The sequence below is a fragment of the Actinoplanes aureus genome, from assembly GCF_015704865.1.
In the GTDB taxonomy this organism is placed as follows: Bacteria; Actinomycetota; Actinomycetes; order Mycobacteriales; family Micromonosporaceae; genus Actinoplanes; species Actinoplanes aureus.
This window is the reverse complement of record NZ_JADQTO010000006.1, coordinates 99,259-117,205: the sequence shown is the minus strand read 5'-3', so window position 1 is coordinate 117,205 and position 17,947 is coordinate 99,259. Positions and strand designations below refer to the sequence as shown.

Below are 17,947 nucleotides of genomic sequence, written 5' to 3'. Positions count from 1 at the left end.
GTTCGGAGTCCGAGTGCACAATCCATGGCCGGGCCGCATCGATTCAGGTGTGACCTTCGAGCAATTCGCGGTGGCCCGCCTTCCGAGCCTGCTGCGGTACGCGGTCGTCCTGACGGGCAATCGCGACCTGGCGCAGGACGTGGTGCAGGAGGTGCTGGCCCGGGCCCAGGTCAAATGGCGGCGGATCAGCGACGCCGACTCACCGGAGGCGTACGTGCGACGGATGGTGCTCAACGAGTACCTTTCCTGGCGGCGCAGCTGGGCCGCCCGGCACGTGCACGCCGCCGGCGAGAAGCTGGTCGAGATCGACGACGCCCGCGGCGGGGTACGCGACCACGCCGACGGAGTGGTCGAGGCCGACGCGCTGTGGAACCGCCTGGCCCTGCTCGGCCGGCGGCAACGGGCCGTCCTGGTCCTGCGCTACTACGAGCAGCTGGAGGACGACGCGATCGCCGATCTGCTCGGCTGCAGCGCGGCCACGGTACGCAGCCACGCGTCGAAGGCACTCAAGACACTCCGGCTCACCTCCGAGCGGGAGCAGCGGGAATACGCCGAGGAGAGGTCGTGACCGAGCACGAAAACCGGCTGCGCGAAGCCTTCGAGACACACGAGAACCAGACACCTGATCCGGCCCTGGTCTACGCCCGGGTCGAGGTGCTGGCGCGCAAGCACAAGTGGCGCCGCCGTAGCGCCACGGCGGCCGGTGGTGCGGTACTCAGCGCCGGCCTGATCGCCGGCGTGGCGAACCTGCCCGCCATCCTTCCCGGCGACCCCGCCGCGACCGTACCCGTCGCGGTCCTCCCGGCCGCCGCTCCCGCCTCACCGTCGGTCGCGGCCCCGACTCCGTCGACGGACGCGGAGCTGCAGAAGCGGTGGGACGCTTACTTCCGCGCCGGGTACAACTACACGACCGCGGTGGAGCTGGCGAAACTCTGGAAGATGAACCCCGACGAGATCGGGCTGGTCAAGGCCGAGGCCGGGCGGCGACTGCTGGCCGGCGAGACCCTGCCGCTCCGGCCGTTGCCGGAGGTGGAGGTGGAGCAGGACGACAATCCGGACCTCACCGCCGAGCAGGAGAAGCAGCTCGACGCCTTCTTCAACGCCGGTTACACCTGGGACGACGCGGTCGAGCTCGCGAAGCTGTGGAAGCTGGACGACCCCTCGGGCGCCAAGTTCGAGGCCGGCAAGCGGCTGCTGGACGGCAAGAAGCTGCCGGTGCGTCCGGACCCGAAGAACGTCGCGGAGGCCAAGAAGGCTCAGAAGGCGAACGCCTTCTGGGAGGCCGGGTACGACTACGAGGACGCCGAGAAGCTGGCGAAGCTCTGGAAGCTGGACGACACGTACCAGGCCAAGGTCATGGCGGGAGCGAAGCTCCTGGCCGGCGAAACCCTGCCGATCCAGCCGTGACGGCCCGCCTGCGCCGGCGTATCGGCTTCGAGATCGAGTTGATGGCGCCACCCGGCGTCAGCCGGCGCACGCTCGCGTTCGACCTGGCCGGACGGTGCGGGGGCACCGTCCGGCCGGTCTGGCACCACGACAGCGAACCGTCCCTGGTCCCCGGCCTGGGACGGTTTCTGCATCTCACCCAGGGCTTCGAGGTACGCCGGGCCGACGGCACCCCGCTCTGCACCCTGGTCGACGACGTCACCCTGCTCGCCGGGCTCTCCCCGAGCGCTCCCGCCGTACCGGGCTGGTTCCGGCTCCTGACCGATGACCGGCGGCTGCTGCGGCTGCTCGCCGCCCAGTGCGACCCGGGCGGCAGCCTGGCGGGCGTGCTCGAGCCGGCCGCACGGCTCTGGGGCACCGAGGTACAGCGGCACGGGTCGGTCTACCGGCTGGACGACCCGGGCGGCGCGACGATCGCCCTGGCGGCGCCCCTGACCGGGGAGCGGGAGCGGCCGTGTGAGCTGATCACCCCGCCGCTCGCCGCCGATCATCACAAAGCCCTCGCCGAACTGCTCGAACCGGCCCGCGAGCTGGGCTTCACCGTGCCCCGCGAGGCGGCCGTGCATCTGCACCTGGACGGCGGCCCGTTCCGCGCGCCGGCCGCGCTGGCCAACCTGGTGCGGCTGTTCGCGTACTGGCGGGAGCCGCTGCGGGCGCTGCTGGCCACCAATCCGGCCTGCCGCCGCCTGGCTCCGCTGCCGGAGCAGCTGGTGGCGGCGGTGTCCGGTAATCCCACGACCGACGAGCTGCGGCAGGCGGCGCGGGCGGGCGAGCTGACCAAGTTCTTCGACGTCAACCTGACCCAGGTGCTGACCGACACCCCACCCGTCCGGGACACCGTGGAGGTCCGGATCCTGCCGGGCGCGATCGACGCCGGCGAGATCGTGGACCGGGCCGGGCTGGTCGAGCTGCTGCTGGACCGCTGCCTGGAGCCGGAGCCGATCCCGGCCCCGCCGGCCGACGCGGGGGCCGCGCTGCTGGAGATGGCCGCCGAGATGCTCGCACTACGGGATTAGATCGCCCAGCCAGTCGCGGCTCGCTCCGGCGATCCGGGCCGGGACCCCCAGGTCGCCGAGGAGTTCGGCGGCCGCGGCCATCTCGTCGCGGCGGCGTACGGCGTGCTTGCGGGAACCGTCCACCAGGCGGTCCAGCGTGTCGGCGTCGCCGCGGATCAGCTCGTCGCGGATGTTGCCACGCAACCACTCCTCCAGGCCGGCCGCCTTCGCCGCGGCCAGGGACTCCACCACGGCGGCGGCCAGACCCTTGTAGAAGACGCTGCGCAACAGCTTGCGGGTGGCCGCGGCGCCGACCGGGCCGTCCAGCACGTCGACGGTCGCGCCGAAGCCCCGCAGGACGGCGGCCAGCTCACCGGCGGCGGGGCCGCTCATGGTCATCGGGGTGCGCAGGCCGCGGCCGGGTACCGGGGCCATCAGGGCGACGTCGACCACGCGTACCACGCCGGCGCCGAGCGTACCCAGACTCTCCTTGAGGCCGGGGGTGGCGGTGTTGAGGTCGGCCCAGATGGTGGCCGGCCGCAGTGCCGGCAGCGCGGCCCGCAGGGCCTCGGTGGCGTCGGCCGCGCTGTTGACGCTCAGCACGATCGAGGCGCCGGCGCATGCCTCGGCGTCGCTCGCCGCGGCCCGGACGCCGGGCGGCGGCGGCACCTTCGGGTCGAAGCCCCGCACGGTCGCGCCGGCGGCGACCAGGTCGGCGGCGATCAGGCTGCCCGCCTCCCCGAGACCGAGCACGGCGATGAGCGTCGTCATGGAGCCAATTGTTTCACCGGTAGCTGTCGCCTAGGCTGAGCGACGTCCGCAGATTGTTGACAATATCGTAGGTAATGCGGAGGGGAAGACGCGATGACCGCGACCCTGGTACTCACCGCTCACCCCGGAGACTTCGTCTGGCGTGCCGGCGGTGCGATCGCCCTGGCCACCTCCCGAGGGCGACGAGTGGTGATCGGCTGCATGAGCTTCGGTGAGCGCGGCGAGTCGGCCTCGCTGTGGCGCAAGGGCTACACGCTCGACGAGGTGAAGGCGCACCGCCGGGGCGAGGCCGAGCAGGCCGCCAAGGTTCTCGGCGCGGAGATCCGGTTCTTCGACGCGGACGACTACCCACTCGTGGAGACTCCCGAGCTGCTGCGCGGCCTGATCGACCTGTACCGGGAGGTGCAGCCGGCGGTCGTGCTGACCCATGCGGCGGCCGACCCGTACAACTTCGACCACCCGTTCGCGCACGCCATCGCGCTGAAGTCGCGGATCCTGGCGCAGGCCCCGGGCGTCGAGGGGCCGGGCGAGGTCATCGGGGCACCACCGGTCTTCTGCTTCGAGCCGCACCAGCCGGAGCAGTGCGGGTTCATCCCGAACGTACTGCTGGACATCACCGAGGTGTGGGAGCGCAAGACCGAGGCGATGCGGATCCTGGCCGCCCAGAAGCACCTGCACAGGTACTACACCGAGCTGGGCAGCCGGCGCGGCCTCCAGGCGGCCCGCAACTCCGGGCCCAACCTGGGTCTGCCGAACGAGACGTACGCCGAGGCGTACATGCGGCTCTACCCGCAGGTCACCCGGGAGCTGTCGTGAGCCACGTGATCGTACGGACCGGGAAGCGGGTTCCCGCAGACGTTCTGCGAGGGCTGGCGGAAGCGGGTGCCTCGACGGTGCACGAGGCCGACGGGCGGCGCGGCGCGGTCTCCCCCGGCCTGAAGCCGATCCAGGGGGGTACGCGGATCGCCGGCTCGGCGGTGACCGTCTCCTGCCACCCGGGCGACAACCTGATGATCCACGCGGCCGTGGAGCAGGTCCGGCCCGGCGACATCGTGGTGATCACGACGACGTCGCCGTCCACCGACGGGATGCTGGGTGACCTGCTCGCCACCTCGCTGCGGGCCCACGGCGCGATCGGCGTGGTCCTCGACGCCGGCGTGCGGGACGTGGCCGAGCTGCGGGCGATGAGCTTCCCGGTGTGGTCGCGGGCGATCAGTACGCAGGGCACGGTCAAGGCCAGCCCCGGGTCGGTGAACGTGCCTATCGTGGTCGGCGGCCAGCTGATCAACCCGGGAGACGCGATCGTCGCCGACGACGACGGTGTCGTGGTGGTGCCGCACGAGCGGGCCGCGACGGTCCTGGCGGCGGCGCGAGCGCGTACCGCGAACGAGGACACCAAACGCGCGCGGCTCGCCGCGGGTGAGCTGGGCCTGGACATGTACCACCTGCGGCCGCTGCTCGAAGAGCTCGGCGTCGTCTACCGGGACGAGCCATGAGCATCCCGGTCATGATCATGCGCGGGGGCACCTCGAAGGGCGCCTACTTCCGGCGCGAGGACCTGCCGGACGACGAGACGGAACGGAACGCGCTGCTCCTTTCCGTCATGGGTTCGCCGGATCCGCGGCAGGTCGACGGCATCGGCGGCGGCCACCCGCTGACCAGCAAGGTCGCCGTGGTGAGCCGGTCCGGGGACCCGGCCGCTGAAGTGGACTACCTGTTCCTCCAGGTCCAGGTCGACCGGCCGAGGGTCAGCGCCGAACAGCCGTGCGGCAACATCCTGGCCGGGGTCGGGCCGTTCGCCATCGAGCGCGGCCTGGTGGCCGCTGCCGGCGACACCACCCCGGTACGCGTCCGCATGGTCAACACCGGTGCGCTGGCGACAGTGCACGTCCCCGTGCGCGACGGCCGGCCGGTCTACGCCGGCGACACCGCGCTCAGCGGCGTGCCCGGCACCGCCGCCCGGATCCAGGTGGAGTTCCAGGACACGGCCGGCTCGGTCGCACCGGCGCTGCTGCCCACCGGCCGGGTCCGGGACGACCTGGACGGCGTGCCGGCCACCCTGATCGACAACGGCATGCCGGTCGTGCTCATGACCGCCGAGTCGCTCGGCGTCACCGGTTACGAGACACCGGACCAGCTCGAGGCCGACGGCCGGCTCCGGCGCCGGGTCGAGGAGCTGCGGCTCGCCGCGGGCAGGCTCATGGGTCTGGGGGATGTGAGCGCGACGACCGTACCGAAAATGTGTCTGATCGCGCCGCCCGCTCAGGGCGGCACGCTGTGCACGCGGATGTTCATCCCGCATCGCGTGCATTCCTCGATCGGCGTGCTGGCGGCGGTCACCGTCGGCACGGCGGTGGCGATGCCCGGCAGCGTCGCGCACACCGCAGCGGAGGGCACGATCCGGGTGGAGCATCCCACCGGCTTCTCCGACGTGGTCATCGACCTCGACGCCGGCCGCTCGGCGATCGTCAGCACCGCCCGCCTGCTCCTGGAGGGGCGGGTCCATCCCCGTCTGACTGTGGAAGGGGCCATCACGCATGGCTGAGAAGATCCGGGACATCGCACACGTCTCCGCGGTGGAGCTGCTGACGCCGGTCCTCGACGACACGGTCCGGTTCTTCACCGACCAGATGGCCATGGAGGTCGTCGAACGCCGGGGCGACAGCGCCTACCTGCACGCGTGGGACGACTACGAGCGGTTCACCGTCAAGATCACCGGCGGGAACACCTCCGGGATCGGCCGGACCTGGCTGCGGGCCCGCAGCCCGCAGGCCCTGGACCGGCGGGTGCGCGAGATCGAGGCGGCCGGGCTCGGCGAGGGCTGGAGCAAGGACGAGCCGGGGTACGGGCCGGTCTACCACTTCACCGACCCGGACGGTCACCGGTTCGGCCTCTACTACGAGACCCAGCGCTACGTCGCCTCGGACGCCACCCGCCCGTCGCTGAAGAACCAGGCCGCCCGCTTCCCCGGCCGCGGCTCCAACGTGCGCCGGCTGGACCACGTCAACTTCCTCGCCAAGGACGTGCCGTCGGACTTCGTCCCCACCGTGCTGACCGGGCGGGCCAGCGAGCAGATCGTGCTGGACAACGGCACGACGGCCGCGATCTGGTTCACCTTCTCCGACAAGTCGTACGACCTGGTCTACACCCGGGACTGGACCGGAACCAGGGGCCGGCTGCACCACGTGGCGTTCGCGACCGACACCCGCGAGGACATCCTGCGTGCCGCCGACGTGTTCCTGGAGGCCGGCGTGCACATCGAGACCGGTCCGCACAAGCACGCCATCCAGCAGACGTTCTTCCTGTACGTCTGGGAGCCCGGCGGCAACCGCATCGAGCTCTGCAACGCCGGCGCCCGGCTGCTGCTCGCCCCGGACCACGAGGTGGTGACCTGGACCGAGGCGGAACGGGCGAAGGGCCAGGCGTGGGGTCTGCAGACGATCGAGAGCTTCCACACCCACGGCACCCCGCCGGTCTAGGGAATGATCCCCTGGTCGTCGAGGGTGCGCAGCACCTCGATGACGCTGGCGATGTGGTCGCGCATCGCCGCCTCGGCCTCGCCCGGATCGCGCCCGCGGATCGCCGTGATGATCCGCTCGTGCTGCGGCAGGGAGACCATCGGACGGCCCGGCAGCAGCGACAGCATGAACTGGTGCCGGGCCAGCTGCGCGCGCAGCGTGCCGATCAGCCGGTCGGCGGTCTGATGCCCGGCGATCCGGCGGACCAGGGCGTGCAGCTGCTGGTTGAGATCGCTGTAGCGGCGGAACTCGCCGGCCTCGACGGCACGCCGCATCAGCAGGCCGATCTCGTCGAGCTCGCTGGCCTCCTCGTCGGTGACCCGGGTCGCCGCCTGCGCCGCCACCAGTCCCTCCAGGACCATCCGGACCTGGGTGATCTCGATCGTCTCGGCGAGTGAGATCTTGCGGACCTGCGCTCCGCGGTTGCGCTGGATCTCGACCAGGCCCTCGCCGGCGAGGTCCTGCAGGGCCAGCCGGATGTTGAACCGGCTCGCCCCGAACCGCTCGATCAGCTGGGCCTCGACCAGGCGCTCCCCCGGCATGTACTCGCCGGCGAGGATCGCCTTGCGCAGTTCGTCGCGCGCGGTCGCCTTGTCCTTTCCCTCATCCGTCCTGCGCGGTCGTGACCGGCGTACGCCGGTGAGGTTGTTCTCCGCAGACATGTACGTCCCGTCGCCCTGGTGCCGGACAGCTGGTGCCGCACAGCGGCGCCCCGCCCGGTGCCGGTACGATACCGCGCCCTCCGAAAAGTTGTTGACAACTTCGCTGACTATTTGTCGTCGCTCAGGAAACCGAGCAGCTCGGCGATGAAGGCGGGCTCCCGCACCGCACCGAGATGATCACCGTCGATGACCTTGAGCCGCGCCCCGGGGATCGCCTTCGCGAGCACCTCGGGCCGCCCGGCCAGTACGTCGTCGCGGCCGGCCAGCACCAGAGCCGGCGCGGAGATCGCGTCCAGCGGAATCGGCTCAGCGTGCATCCGCTGCGCCTGCGCGCCGAGCGCCGCCCGGTCCCCGCCGACCGCGTCGATGAAGGCGCGGAACCCGGCCGCCGCCGGATCCGTGATCGTGGCGGGATTTTCCGCGTCCAGAGCCTCGCGCAGCGGCGCCGGCCCGATCACCCGGGTGTCCACACCGCCGAGCTCGACGACCGCCGCTCCCACGCCGCCGATCACGAGCCGCCGGACGCGGCTCTCGCGGGTCGCGGTGATCAGCGAGACGACGGCGCCCATCGAGTAGCCGACCAGGTCGACCGTGGACACGCCGAGCAGGTCGAGCAGGGTGGTCACGTCCTCGGCCATCCGTACCTCGCCGTAGAACGCCGGGTCGTGCGGCTTGCCGGACTGGCCGTGCCCGCGCGCGTCGATCGTGATCACCCGGCGGCCGGCCGAGTTCAGCGCGTCCACCACCCCGGTCAGCACCCAGTTGGTGACGCCGTTCGCGATGAACCCGTGATGCAGCAGCACCGGCGGCCGATCGGAGCGCCCGTCCCAGCTCTGGTAGAAGATCTCGACACCGTCGGTGGCCTGGAACGTGGGCATGGGCGGTCCTCTCTCGATCTGCGCGGCCCGAAGCCTAGCCGCGGCATCGGCGGTGGCGGATCGGTGAGATCGCCGGTGTCACGCCGAGGGGTCGAGCGCGATAGATTGCGGGTGAGCTTCCAACCACTCCGTAGGGGGATGGACGGGCCGTGACCCCCACTCAGTTACGCGCGTATTCCGCTGTTGTCCGGTTAGGTTCGGTGAAGCAGGCCGCGGCCCAGCTGGAGGTGTCCGAGTCGGCGGTTTCGCTGCACATCGGACAGCTGCGCAAGGAGCTCGGCGACCCGCTGTTCTCGCGTACCGCGGGCGGCCTGGCGTTCACCCCCGGCGGCCTGCGGCTGGCCAGCCGGGCCACCGAGATGCTCGGATTGCAGGACATCACGGTCCTGGAGGTCAGCTCGGCCGGCCAGGGCCGGCGGTTGCTGCGGGTCGGCGCGTCGAGCCTGTTCGCCGAGCACGCCGCCCCCGGCCTGATCGAGCTGTTCGCCGGCCGGGCCGCCGATCTGGACCTGGAGCTCTCCGTCCGCAACCCCGGCTGCTTCCGGGAACTGCTGATCGAGCGCACCATCGACATCGCGATCGGCCCGCCCCCGGCCGCACCGGACCCGTCGATGATGTGCCGCCCGGTGATGTACTACCGGGTCGTCACGGTCGCCGGGCCGGAACACCCGCTGGCCGGGACCCACCCCACCCCGCGCCAGCTCCGCGAGCAGACCTGGTTGCTCGGCCCGTCCGCCGCCGCCGACTGTGGCGCGATCCGCACGCTGGTGCGCCGGCTCGGCGTGCCGGACGACCGCCAGCAGATCTTCCAGAGCCACGCGGCGGCGCTGGAGGAGGCGAAGCGAGGCCGGGGCGTGGCCGCGGCCCTCTCCTTCACCGTGGCGCCGGAGGTCCGCAAGGGTCACCTCGTGCAGTTCTGCGGGCCGCACGCGAGCCTGGAAGAGGTCTGGCACTCGCTCACGCTGGCCGAGCCGGGCACCCCGTCTGCGGCGGCCGAGCTCGCCCGCTTCGCCTCCACACCGCGCGCCATCCAGGCCATGATGCGCGGCACCGGCGTCAACGTCGCCCGATTCCGCCCCTCCGTGCACGTCACCCTCTGGAGCTGAACCCCCTGGAACTCAGGGTTTGCAGGCAGGTCGCGGCTCCGGCCAGGTCGGCGAAGGTCGCGGCGGGCAGCAGCTCGTCGCAGAAGGGCAGGGCGGCGGCCATGCCGCCGACGCGCGGGGCGAAGCCGGGTGCGCCGGCGCGGGGATTGAGCCAGAGGATTCGGTACGCGCGCCGGCGCAGCCGGGCCATCGCGGCGGCCATCCGCTCGGGTGGGTCACTGTCCCAGCCGTCCGAGGCGACGAGCACGAGACCGCCGCGGACCGCGTTCCCGTGGTACGAGTCGAGCAGCGCCCCGATGTTGCGGGCGATCCGGGTCCCGCCGAAACGGTCGGTCACCGCGGCACTCGCCTGCTCGATCGCCTCCTGCGCCGAGGTGTGCCGCAACGCGGGTGTGAGCCGGGTCAGCGTGGTCGCGAAGGCGAACACCTCGGCATCGGCGACCAGCGTGAACGCCCGCATCAGGTGCAGGTACGCGGTCGCCTGGGCGCGCATCGACTCGCTCACGTCGCAGAGCAGCACCACCCGGCGCGGGCGGCGTACCGGTCGTTCCCGGACCACCGTCACCGCCTCCCACCCGGTCCGCCGGGCCCGGGCGATGGTCGGCCGCAGCGCGACGCGGCGCCCACCGGGGTCGGCGGCGTGCCGGCGGCTGCGGCGTTGCGGCCAGTGCGTGAGGGCGGACCGCAGGGCGTCGCCGAGCGCTTCGGCCTGCTGAGCGTCGAGTTCCTCGAAGGGCAGGTCGGCGAGGACCGCGAGGGCGCTGGGCCGCAGTTCCGGCACCCGCAGACCGGAGTCCTCGCCGGACTCGTCGGCAGCCACGGCGGGCGGCAGGGTGGCCCACGGGAGTCCGTCACCGGCCACCGTCTCGCCGCCACCGGCCGGGACCGCGACGTGCACGTCGTCGTCGCGTCTGCGTGCCGGCAGCGAGGAGCGGTTCAGCGGCAACGGGGCCGCGTCGTCGAAGACCGCGGCGAAGACCCGGTCGAAGACGGCCAGGTCGGCGTGTTTGCGGACCAGGGCCACCCGCGCGGTCCAGTAGAGGGCGTCGCGCGAGGTGGGCGGGCTGATCTCCAGAGCCCGGACCAGGTCGTCGGTCTCGGTGATCCCGGCGGCCAGACCCGCGCCGCGCAACCGGGCCACGAACGCGACGGCGAACGCGGCCCGGTCGATGCCGCGCAGTAGCACCGGGGTGGGCTCGGCGGCGGGCACGTCAGGGGCGAGTGACGGCCCAGATGATCACCGCGGCCGCCACCGCCGCGCCGACGACCACCGGGATCGCCCGCTTGTAGATCGACTTGCCGGCGATGCCGAGCAGGTCGAGCGGCTCGGGCTCGGCAGACTCGATCTTCCGCTCAACCGGCGCCGCGCCACTCGAGGCCGCCACGTCGGTGGCGGCTGCCGGGCTATCGGCCGAGGTGCGGGCGGCCGCCGCCGCCGGGCTTTCGGCGGCCTCGATGAGATTGGCCGGCGGGACGTTGAGCGGGGCGATCGGGTCGGGAGTGCCCTCGGCGTTCTCGAGCCGGCCCGCGGCCGGCTCGACCGTGCCGGCGGACGGGTCCGGCGCCACCGGCTCGCTGCCGGAGGTGCCGCCGTCGGGAACGCCCGGGCTCACCGCGCCCAGCGCCACGGACGTGTCCGGCGCGGTATCGACCGCGGCAGCCGACACGGCGCCTTCGGCCGCCGCCCCAGCTCCGTCACCCACCGAGCTGGAGGAGGAGGAAGCCGGCGAGGACCCGCTGGCGGGAGCAGCCGACCCGGAAGTCGCGGTCTCGTCCGCCGCCAGCTTGGCCTCGAGGTTGCTCACGAACTGGGCCAGCAGCTTCGCCGACACCTCCTTGATCATTCCGCTGCCGAACTGCGCCAGCTTCCCGCTGATCTTCAGATCGGTGTCCACGCTGACCTTGGTGCTGTCCGGCCCTTCCGCGGTGAGTGCCGCGGTGACCAGCGCCGACGCGTTGCCCGCCGACCGCGCGTCGCGGCCCTTGGCGTCGATCACCGCCCGGTAGGCCGCGTCGTCCTTCGAGGTGAACCGGGCCGTGCCGGTGAAGTCGGAGATCACCGGCCCGACCTTGACCTTCACCTTGCCGCGGTAGACCTCCCCCTCCACGCCGGTCAGCTGGGCGCCGGGCATGCAGGGTGCGATGCCCTCCAGGTCGGTGAGCACCTGCCAGGCCCGGTCGATCGAGGTGTGCACGGTGAACTCGTTGGTGATCTTCATGCGCGGGTCTCCTGGTGTACGGCGTCGGCGACCAGGATCCGGTCGTCGGGGGTCTTGGCGATGGTGCCGATGGTGCGCAGGACGTCGGCGTCGGCGAGTTCGGAGACGCCGAGCGCGGCGAGGGCGGACACCCAGTCGATGGTCTCGGCGAGTCCGGGCGCCTTGTCGAGGTCGAGGCGGCGGACCTTGCCGATGAACTCGGTGGTGGAGCGGATCAGCGGTGCCGCCGCGCCCGGTACCGACCGGCGGACGATCTCGGCGGCCCGGGCCGGAGCCGGGAACTCGATCCAGTGGTAGAGGCAGCGGCGGCGCAGCGCGTCGTGCAGGTCGCGGCTGCGGTTGGAGGTGAGCACCACGATCGGCGGCCGGGTGGCGGCGAAGGTGCCCAGCTCCGGAACGGTGATCGCGGCCTCGCCGAGGAACTCGAACAGCAGCGCCTCGAACTCGTCGTCGGCCCGGTCGATCTCGTCGATGAGCAGCACCGGCGGGGTGGGTCCGGTGTGCCGTACCGCCCGCAGGATCGGCCGCTCCAGCAGGAACTCGGCGCCGAAGAGGTCGGCGTCGTGCACCGCGCGACCCTGGGCCTCGGCGAGCCGGATGTGCAGCAGCTGGCGCTGGTAGTTCCACTCGTACAGCGCTTCGCCGGCGGTCAGGCCCTCGTAACACTGGAGCCGGATGAACGGTGTGTCCAGCGCCTGGGCGAGCGCCTTCGCGGCGGCGGTCTTGCCGACACCGGGCTCGCCCTCCAGGAGCAGCGGTTTGCCGAGCCGCAACGCCAGGAAGACCGCCATGGCGAGGCCGTCGTCGACCAGGTAGTCGACGGCGTCCAGCCGCTGGATGACCTCGTCAGGATTGTTCATTCGTCAGCAGCCGCTCGTAGTCTTCCCGGGTGTCCACATCGATCGGCACGGTACCGGCGGTATCGATCTCGGTCACCGGGTATCTGCCCGAGTGCAGCAGCTTCCACACCGCCTTGTCGCCGTGCAGTTGGGTCAGTTCGCCGAACACGTCGCGGTGGAACAGGAACGGGTGGCCCAGGCCGTCCGCGTAGCGGCAGACGCCGAGCGGGGTCGGCACGCCGACCAGCCGTCGCACGTCGGACGGGCGGACGCCGGGCTGGTCGCCGAGGAGCAGGACGAGCCGGTGCGAGGCGGCCGGGATCGAGGGGATCACCGAGCTGATCGACGATCCGCAGCCGGTGGCGAACGCCGGGTTCTCGATCACGCGTACCCCGGAAAGGTCCACCCGGGCGCGGATGGCCGCCGCCGAACCGCCCAGGGTGACCACCAGGTCGTCGAAGCCGCAGGCGCGTGCCATGTCCAGAGTGGCGTCGAGCAGCGTCCGGCCGCGGAACGGCAGCAGCTGCTTGGCCTCGCCGAGCCGGCGGGAGCCGCCGGCCGCCAGCACCAGACCGGTCACGCCCATTGAACTTTTTTCAACGTGGCGAGGGCCGCACGGCCCGGCGCCGGTCAGCGGTCCGGAAGCCTTCGGCCCGATGACAGGTTGAAAAAGGTTCATAGGCTAGGCCGCCGTGAACTTCTTCAGGCAGCCGGGGCAGCAGAACCAGTGGTCCCGGCCGTCCACCACGCCGTGCGGGGTGTCCGGCCCGATCACCACGGTCATCCCGCAGACCGGGTCGATCGCGGTGGCCGCCGGCGTATCCGGCGGAAGCGAGACCGGCCCGACGGGCAGTGTCGGGCCGGCGATGAGTTCCGGTCCGGCCTGGGCAAGGGCCGCGGCCTCGGCGTGCGGCGCGGCGGTGCGCGCGGGCGCCGGCTCGGCGGATCCGGCGGCGAGGCCGCCGACCCGCACTTCCCGGACGATTTCGGCGAGCACGGAGAGCGCGATCTCCTTGGGTGTACGCGCTCCGATGTCGATTCCGGCGTGCGGCCGGATCCGGGCTCGCTCGCCGGCGCTGAGCTCCATGGCGTCGAGCAGCACGGCCGACCGCCGGTGGCTGGCGATCAGCGCGATCAGGCCGACGCCGGCGTCCAGAGCGGCCCGGATGGCGCGTTCCTCGTCGCGGCCGAGTCCGGCGACGACGGTCGCGGTGACACCCGCGTACGACCCGTCCGGCGCGACCTCGAAGTCGAGGAACTCGGCCAGGTCGGCCACCGCCGCACCGATCGGGGTGTTGCCGGCCACCGCGACCAGCGGTTTGGGCAGCACCGGGCGCAGGAAGATCTCGATGGCCCCGCCGGAGTGGCAGGGGTTGACGACGACGAGCGCGCCGGGCGTCTCCGGGAAGTCGGCGGCGTCCTCGGGCAGCACCCGCAGCAGCATCGAGTTGCCGTCACGCAGCGTGTCCATGGCGGCGGCCCGCACCGACGTCTCCGCGCAGACGCCGCCGATGAAGCCCTCGATGGAGCCGTCGGCGAGGATCACCGCGTCGTCGCCGGCCCGGGCCGAGGTGGGTTCCTGCGCCCGGACCACGGTGGCGTGCACGAACGGCCGTCGCGCGTCGGTCAGCTCCCGCGCCCGCTCGGCGATGCTCGTCGTCATCGCGTACTCCCTCACGGTTCTGAGCATGTGGGTGCCGCGCGTGCGCGGCACCCACAGCATGTGCCTAGATCGGCGGCGTCGCCTGCCCGCGCATCGCGTCCCAGACGCGGCTCGGGGTCAGCGGCATGTCCGCGTGCCGCACGCCGAACGGCTTGAGCGCGTCGACGACCGCGTTGACGATCGCCGGCGGCGAGCCGACCGTGGCGGACTCGCCGACGCCCTTCGCGCCGATCGGGTGGTGCGGCGACGGGGTGACCGTGAAGCCGGTCTCCCAGTCGGGCACCTCGAGCGAGGTCGGGATCAGGTAGTCCATCAGCGAGGCACCGAGGCAGTTGCCGTCCTCGTCGAAGGCGATCATCTCCATCAGCGCCATGCCGACGCCGTCGGTGAGGCCGCCGTGCACCTGACCCTCGATGATCATCGGGTTGATCCGGGTGCCGCAGTCGTCGACCGCGATGAACCGGCGCACCTTCACCTCGGCGGTGCCCGGGTCGATGTCGACCACGCAGATGTACGCCCCGTGCGGGTAGGTCAGGTTCGACGGGTTGTAGCAGATCTGCGCCTCGAGCGCGCCCTCCATGCCCTCCGGCAGGTCACCCGCGCCGTGTGCCTTGAAGGCGATCTCCTGGATCGTGACCGACCGGCCCGGGTCGCCCTTGACCTGGAACGCGCCCTTGACCCAGTCCAGGTCGGCGACCGACACCTCGAGCATCGCGGAGGCGATCAGCTGCGCCTTGTCGCGTACCTTGCGGGCGACCAGCGCGGCCGCCGCACCGGAGACCGGTGTCGACCGGCTGCCGTACGTGCCCAGGCCGAACGGCGTGTTGTCGGTGTCGCCGTGGATCACGTCGATGTCGTCCGGCGGGATGCCGAGCTCCTCGGCGATGATCTGCGCGAACGTCGTCTCGTGGCCCTGGCCCTGTGTCTTCACCGACAGCCGGACCACGGCCTTGCCGGTCGGGTGGACCCGCAGCTCACAGCCGTCGTTCATGCCGAGGCCGAGGATGTCCATGTTCTTGCGCGGACCGGCGCCGACCGCCTCGGTGAAGAACGCGATGCCGATACCCATCAGCTCGCCCTTGGCCCGCTTGAGCGCCTGCTCCTTGCGCAGCTCCTCGTAACCGGCCATGTCCATGGCCAGCCGCATGGTGGGCTCATAGTTACCGGAGTCGTACACCCAGCCGGTCTTGGTGGTGTACGGGAACTGGTCGGGCTGGATGAAGTTCTTCAACCGCAGCTCGGCCGGGTCCATCTCCAGCTCGTCGGCGAGGCAGTCGACGATCCGCTCGACCAGGTAGACGGCCTCGGTGATGCGGAACGAGCAGGCGTACGCGACACCGCCGGGCGCCTTGTTCGTGTAGACCGCGGTCATCTTGCAGTGCGCGGCCATCAGGTCGTAACTGCCGGTGAAGACGCCGAAGAAACCGGCCGGGTACTTCACCGGGGCGGCCGTGCCGTTGAACGCGCCGTGGTCGGCGAGCACGTTCGTCCGAATCGCCAGGATCTTGCCCTCGCGGGTCGCCGCGATCTCCGCCCGCATGATGTAGTCACGCGCGAAGCCCGTGCTGATCAGGTTTTCCGAGCGGTCCTCCATCCACTTCACCGGCTTGCCGGTGACGATGGAGCCGACGATCGAGTGCACGTAACCGGGGTAGATCGGCACCTTGTTGCCGAAGCCGCCGCCGATGTCCGGTGCGATGACCTGGATCTTGTGCTCGGGCAGGCCGGCCACGATCGCGTACAGGGTGCGGTGGGCGTGCGGTGCCTGAGTGGTCGACCAGAGCCGCAGCCGGCCCTCGACCGGGTCGAAGTCGGCGACCGAGCCGCACGTCTCCATCGGGGCCGGGTGCACCCGCGGGTAGACGATGTCCTCCTTGACGATCACGTCCGCCTCGGCGAAGACCCGGTCGGTCTCCTCGGCGTCGCCGGTCTCCCAGTCGAAGACGTGGTTGTTCGTCTTGCCGTCCAGGTCGTCGCGGATGAGCGGGGCGTCCGGCTCGAGCGCCTTGCGGACGTCGATGACCGGGTCGAGCACCTCGTACTCGACGTCGATCAGTTCGAGGGCGTCGCGGGCCTGGTAGCGGTCCTCGGCGACGACGAACGCCACCTCCTGGCCCTGGAAGCGCACCTTGTCGGTGGCGAGCACGGCCTGCACGTCGTTGGACAGGGTCGGCATCCAGGCCAGGCCGAGCCCCTTGAGGGTCTCGCCGGTGACAACGGCCTTCACACCGGGCGACGCCTCGGCCGCGCTGGTGTCGATGCTGACGATCTTCGCGTGCGCGAACGGCGACCGCAGGATCGCCAGGTGCAGCATGCCGGGCAGCTGCACGTCGTCGACGAACCGGCCGCGGCCGCGCAGCAGACGGGCGTCCTCCTTGCGGAGCATCCGGCCGAAACCGACCGGCTTCTGGTCGTTGTCCTCGAACTCGGTGAGCTTCTTCTCCGAGACGGTCGTCATGCCTGGGCCACCTCCTCCTTCGCCTTCGCCTCGTGCACCGCGGTCCAGCGGACCGACCGGATGATCGAGGAGTAGCCCGTGCAGCGGCAGATCTGGCCGGAGATGGCCTCGCGGATCTCGCCCTCGGTCGGGTCCGGGTTCTTGTCCAGCAGCGCCCGGCAGGTCATCAGCATGCCCGGCGTGCAGAAACCGCACTGCAGGCCGTGGCACTGCCGGAAGCCCTCCTGGATCGGGTCCAGCTCGGCGCCGTTGGCCAGGCCCTCGACGGTACGCACCTCGCGCCCACCGGCCATCGCCGCGAGCACGGTGCACGACTTGACCGGCTCGCCGTCCATCCACACCACACAGACGCCGCAGTTGCTGGTGTCACAGCCCCAGTGCGTCCCGGTCAGGCCGAGCACGTCGCGCAGGAAGTGCACGAGCAGCATGCGGCCCTCGATCTCACGGGTGTACTCGACCCCGTTGACGGTCATGGTGACCTGCATCAGCTCAGCTCCTCGCCCGTTCCACGGCGCTTGCTCTTTCCACGGCGCCGCGCAGGGTGCGCCGGGTCAACTCGTCCGCCAGGTGCCGCTTGTAGTCGGCGCTGCCGCGGGTGTCGGTGACCGGGTCGCAGCTGCGTGCCGCGATCGCGCCGGCCAGTTCGTACAGGCTCTCGTCCGGGGCCCGACCGCGCAGCGAGGCGGAGATCTCCGGGATGCCGGTGGTGTTGGGGCCGACCGCGGCCAGGCCCACCCGGGCGTCGGAGATCTGGCCCTGCTCGTCGAGCCAGACGGCGGCACCGGCACTCACCACGGCCCAGTCACCGGCGCGGCGCTCGACCTTGGCGTACGCGGAGCCCGACTTCCCGGGTTTGATGGGAATCCGGATCTCGGTGAGGATCTCACCGTCGCCGACCGCCGTCTCGTACGGCCCGACGTGGAACTCCTCCATGGTGACGACGCGCTCGCCCCGGGAGCCGCGGATGACGCAGCTGGCGTCCAGCGTCGTGCAGACCGCCGACAGGTCCTCCGACGGGTCCGCCTGGCACAGCGAGCCACCCAGCGTGCCGCGGTTGCGCACCACCGGGTCGGCGATCACCCGCTCGGCGTCCCGGAAGATCGGGAACACCTGGGCCAGCGCGTCCGACTCCAGCAGCTCCCGGTGCCGGGTCATGGCTCCGATCCGCACCTCGTCGGCGGCCACCCGGATGTAGCCGAGCTCGCCGTGCAGATCATTGATGTCGATCAGATACTCGAAGTTCGCCAGGCGGAGCTTCATCATCGGCAGCAGGCTGTGGCCCCCGGCCACCAGCCGCGCTGAGCTGCCCAGACGTTCCAGCAGACCGATGGCTTGATCCACGCTCGTGGCACGTTCGTATTCGAACGGAGCCGGCACCTGCACCCTGCACCT

Annotated in this window: 19 protein-coding genes; 8 read left to right on the top strand and 11 right to left on the bottom strand. The window is 71.6% G+C overall.

The genetic code is table 11. The annotated features are described in order from the left end of the window. Positions 1-49 precede the first annotated feature (49 nt). From I4J89_RS14615 to I4J89_RS14605, 3 genes are read left to right on the top strand one after another with little or no spacing between them, the layout of a single operon-like run. Positions 50-568: a SigE family RNA polymerase sigma factor gene (locus I4J89_RS14615; RefSeq protein ID WP_196414492.1), complete on the top strand. Its 519-nt coding sequence runs from the start codon at positions 50-52 to the stop codon at positions 566-568. After that, a complete protein-coding gene (locus I4J89_RS14610; RefSeq protein ID WP_196414491.1) occupies positions 565-1,407 on the top strand; it encodes a hypothetical protein in 843 nt (280 codons plus the stop codon). Before I4J89_RS14615 ends, I4J89_RS14610 begins: the two co-directional genes overlap by 4 nt. Beyond that, complete coding sequence (locus I4J89_RS14605; RefSeq protein WP_196414490.1) at positions 1,404-2,462, top strand: amidoligase family protein; 1,059 nt, start codon at positions 1,404-1,406, stop codon at positions 2,460-2,462. The genes I4J89_RS14610 and I4J89_RS14605 overlap by 4 nt, the downstream gene beginning before the upstream one ends. On the opposite strand, the gene I4J89_RS14600 is transcribed toward I4J89_RS14605, so the two are convergent. After that, on the bottom strand, positions 2,451-3,212 hold the full coding sequence (locus tag I4J89_RS14600) for an NAD(P)-dependent oxidoreductase (protein WP_196414489.1): 762 nt from the start codon (positions 3,210-3,212) through the stop codon (positions 2,451-2,453). The two genes, I4J89_RS14605 and I4J89_RS14600, sit on opposite strands and share 12 nt — an antisense overlap. A 93-nt stretch (positions 3,213-3,305) precedes the next feature. On the opposite strand from I4J89_RS14600, the gene I4J89_RS14595 reads away from it, so the two are divergent. The 4 genes from I4J89_RS14595 to I4J89_RS14580 are packed head-to-tail and all read left to right on the top strand — an operon-like array spanning position 3,306 to position 6,691. Next, the gene (locus I4J89_RS14595; RefSeq protein ID WP_196414488.1) at positions 3,306-4,028 is read left to right on the top strand and encodes a PIG-L deacetylase family protein; all 723 of its coding nucleotides are present in this window, start codon (positions 3,306-3,308) and stop codon (positions 4,026-4,028) included. After that, the gene (locus I4J89_RS14590) at positions 4,025-4,708 is read left to right on the top strand and encodes a 4-carboxy-4-hydroxy-2-oxoadipate aldolase/oxaloacetate decarboxylase (RefSeq protein WP_196414487.1); all 684 of its coding nucleotides are present in this window, start codon (positions 4,025-4,027) and stop codon (positions 4,706-4,708) included. The genes I4J89_RS14595 and I4J89_RS14590 overlap by 4 nt, the downstream gene beginning before the upstream one ends. Continuing rightward, on the top strand, positions 4,705-5,757 hold the full coding sequence (locus I4J89_RS14585; RefSeq protein ID WP_196414486.1) for a 4-oxalomesaconate tautomerase: 1,053 nt from the start codon (positions 4,705-4,707) through the stop codon (positions 5,755-5,757). Before I4J89_RS14590 ends, I4J89_RS14585 begins: the two co-directional genes overlap by 4 nt. After that, a complete protein-coding gene (locus tag I4J89_RS14580; RefSeq protein WP_196414485.1) occupies positions 5,750-6,691 on the top strand; it encodes a VOC family protein in 942 nt (313 codons plus the stop codon). Before I4J89_RS14585 ends, I4J89_RS14580 begins: the two co-directional genes overlap by 8 nt. On the opposite strand, the gene I4J89_RS14575 is transcribed toward I4J89_RS14580, so the two are convergent. Next, positions 6,688-7,392 (bottom strand): GntR family transcriptional regulator, encoded by a 705-nt coding sequence (locus I4J89_RS14575; RefSeq protein ID WP_196414484.1) that lies wholly within the window; start codon positions 7,390-7,392, stop codon positions 6,688-6,690. The two genes, I4J89_RS14580 and I4J89_RS14575, sit on opposite strands and share 4 nt — an antisense overlap. Positions 7,393-7,499: 107 nt before the next feature. Continuing rightward, positions 7,500-8,270 carry an alpha/beta fold hydrolase gene (locus tag I4J89_RS14570; RefSeq protein WP_196414483.1) on the bottom strand — a complete coding sequence of 257 codons (771 nt, stop codon included), beginning with the start codon at positions 8,268-8,270 and terminating at the stop codon, positions 7,500-7,502. A 149-nt stretch (positions 8,271-8,419) separates the two neighbouring features. On the opposite strand from I4J89_RS14570, the gene I4J89_RS14565 reads away from it, so the two are divergent. Continuing rightward, complete coding sequence (locus I4J89_RS14565; RefSeq protein WP_196414482.1) at positions 8,420-9,376, top strand: LysR family transcriptional regulator; 957 nt, start codon at positions 8,420-8,422, stop codon at positions 9,374-9,376. On the opposite strand, the gene I4J89_RS14560 is transcribed toward I4J89_RS14565, so the two are convergent. From I4J89_RS14560 to I4J89_RS14525, 8 genes are all read right to left on the bottom strand, one after another. Beyond that, on the bottom strand, positions 9,360-10,586 hold the full coding sequence (locus tag I4J89_RS14560; protein ID WP_196414481.1) for a vWA domain-containing protein: 1,227 nt from the start codon (positions 10,584-10,586) through the stop codon (positions 9,360-9,362). The two genes, I4J89_RS14565 and I4J89_RS14560, sit on opposite strands and share 17 nt — an antisense overlap. A gap of 1 nt (position 10,587) precedes the next feature. Beyond that, positions 10,588-11,595, bottom strand: coding sequence for an SRPBCC family protein (locus I4J89_RS14555; protein ID WP_196414480.1), 1,008 nt, complete (start codon positions 11,593-11,595; stop codon positions 10,588-10,590). Beyond that, positions 11,592-12,455, bottom strand: a complete 864-nt coding sequence (locus I4J89_RS14550; RefSeq protein ID WP_196414479.1) for an AAA family ATPase — start codon at positions 12,453-12,455, stop codon at positions 11,592-11,594. The genes I4J89_RS14555 and I4J89_RS14550 overlap by 4 nt, the downstream gene beginning before the upstream one ends. Next, on the bottom strand, positions 12,442-13,020 hold the full coding sequence (locus tag I4J89_RS14545) for a nucleotidyltransferase family protein (protein WP_196414478.1): 579 nt from the start codon (positions 13,018-13,020) through the stop codon (positions 12,442-12,444). The genes I4J89_RS14550 and I4J89_RS14545 overlap by 14 nt, the downstream gene beginning before the upstream one ends. Positions 13,021-13,116: 96 nt before the next feature. Continuing rightward, on the bottom strand, positions 13,117-14,097 hold the full coding sequence (locus tag I4J89_RS14540; RefSeq protein WP_196414477.1) for an XdhC family protein: 981 nt from the start codon (positions 14,095-14,097) through the stop codon (positions 13,117-13,119). 64 nt (positions 14,098-14,161) lie between these two features. After that, entirely contained in the window at positions 14,162-16,555 is a 2,394-nt protein-coding gene (locus tag I4J89_RS14535) for an aerobic carbon-monoxide dehydrogenase large subunit (protein ID WP_196414476.1), read from the bottom strand. Continuing rightward, complete coding sequence (locus tag I4J89_RS14530) at positions 16,552-17,040, bottom strand: (2Fe-2S)-binding protein (RefSeq protein WP_196414475.1); 489 nt, start codon at positions 17,038-17,040, stop codon at positions 16,552-16,554. Before I4J89_RS14530 ends, I4J89_RS14535 begins: the two co-directional genes overlap by 4 nt. A 4-nt stretch (positions 17,041-17,044) precedes the next feature. Further along, positions 17,045-17,932, bottom strand: a complete 888-nt coding sequence (locus tag I4J89_RS14525) for an FAD binding domain-containing protein (RefSeq protein ID WP_309238343.1) — start codon at positions 17,930-17,932, stop codon at positions 17,045-17,047. Between the last annotated feature and the right edge of the window lie 15 nt (positions 17,933-17,947).

What these genes read in the sequence shown, in the direction of transcription:
- I4J89_RS14600 (WP_196414489.1), bottom strand. Translation starts at nt 3,212, where the DNA reads ATGACGACGCTCATCGCCGTGCTCGGTCTCGGGGAGGCGGGCAGCCTG.
- I4J89_RS14595 (WP_196414488.1), top strand. Translation starts at nt 3,306, where the DNA reads ATGACCGCGACCCTGGTACTCACCGCTCACCCCGGAGACTTCGTCTGG.
- I4J89_RS14585 (WP_196414486.1), top strand. Translation starts at nt 4,705, where the DNA reads ATGAGCATCCCGGTCATGATCATGCGCGGGGGCACCTCGAAGGGCGCC.
- I4J89_RS14580 (WP_196414485.1), top strand. Translation starts at nt 5,750, where the DNA reads ATGGCTGAGAAGATCCGGGACATCGCACACGTCTCCGCGGTGGAGCTG.
- I4J89_RS14575 (WP_196414484.1), bottom strand. Translation starts at nt 7,392, where the DNA reads ATGTCTGCGGAGAACAACCTCACCGGCGTACGCCGGTCACGACCGCGC.
- I4J89_RS14570 (WP_196414483.1), bottom strand. Translation starts at nt 8,270, where the DNA reads ATGCCCACGTTCCAGGCCACCGACGGTGTCGAGATCTTCTACCAGAGC.
- I4J89_RS14555 (WP_196414480.1), bottom strand. Translation starts at nt 11,595, where the DNA reads ATGAAGATCACCAACGAGTTCACCGTGCACACCTCGATCGACCGGGCC.
- I4J89_RS14550 (WP_196414479.1), bottom strand. Translation starts at nt 12,455, where the DNA reads ATGAACAATCCTGACGAGGTCATCCAGCGGCTGGACGCCGTCGACTAC.
- I4J89_RS14545 (WP_196414478.1), bottom strand. Translation starts at nt 13,020, where the DNA reads ATGGGCGTGACCGGTCTGGTGCTGGCGGCCGGCGGCTCCCGCCGGCTC.
- I4J89_RS14540 (WP_196414477.1), bottom strand. Translation starts at nt 14,097, where the DNA reads ATGACGACGAGCATCGCCGAGCGGGCGCGGGAGCTGACCGACGCGCGA.
- I4J89_RS14535 (WP_196414476.1), bottom strand. Translation starts at nt 16,555, where the DNA reads ATGACGACCGTCTCGGAGAAGAAGCTCACCGAGTTCGAGGACAACGAC.
- I4J89_RS14530 (WP_196414475.1), bottom strand. Translation starts at nt 17,040, where the DNA reads ATGCAGGTCACCATGACCGTCAACGGGGTCGAGTACACCCGTGAGATC.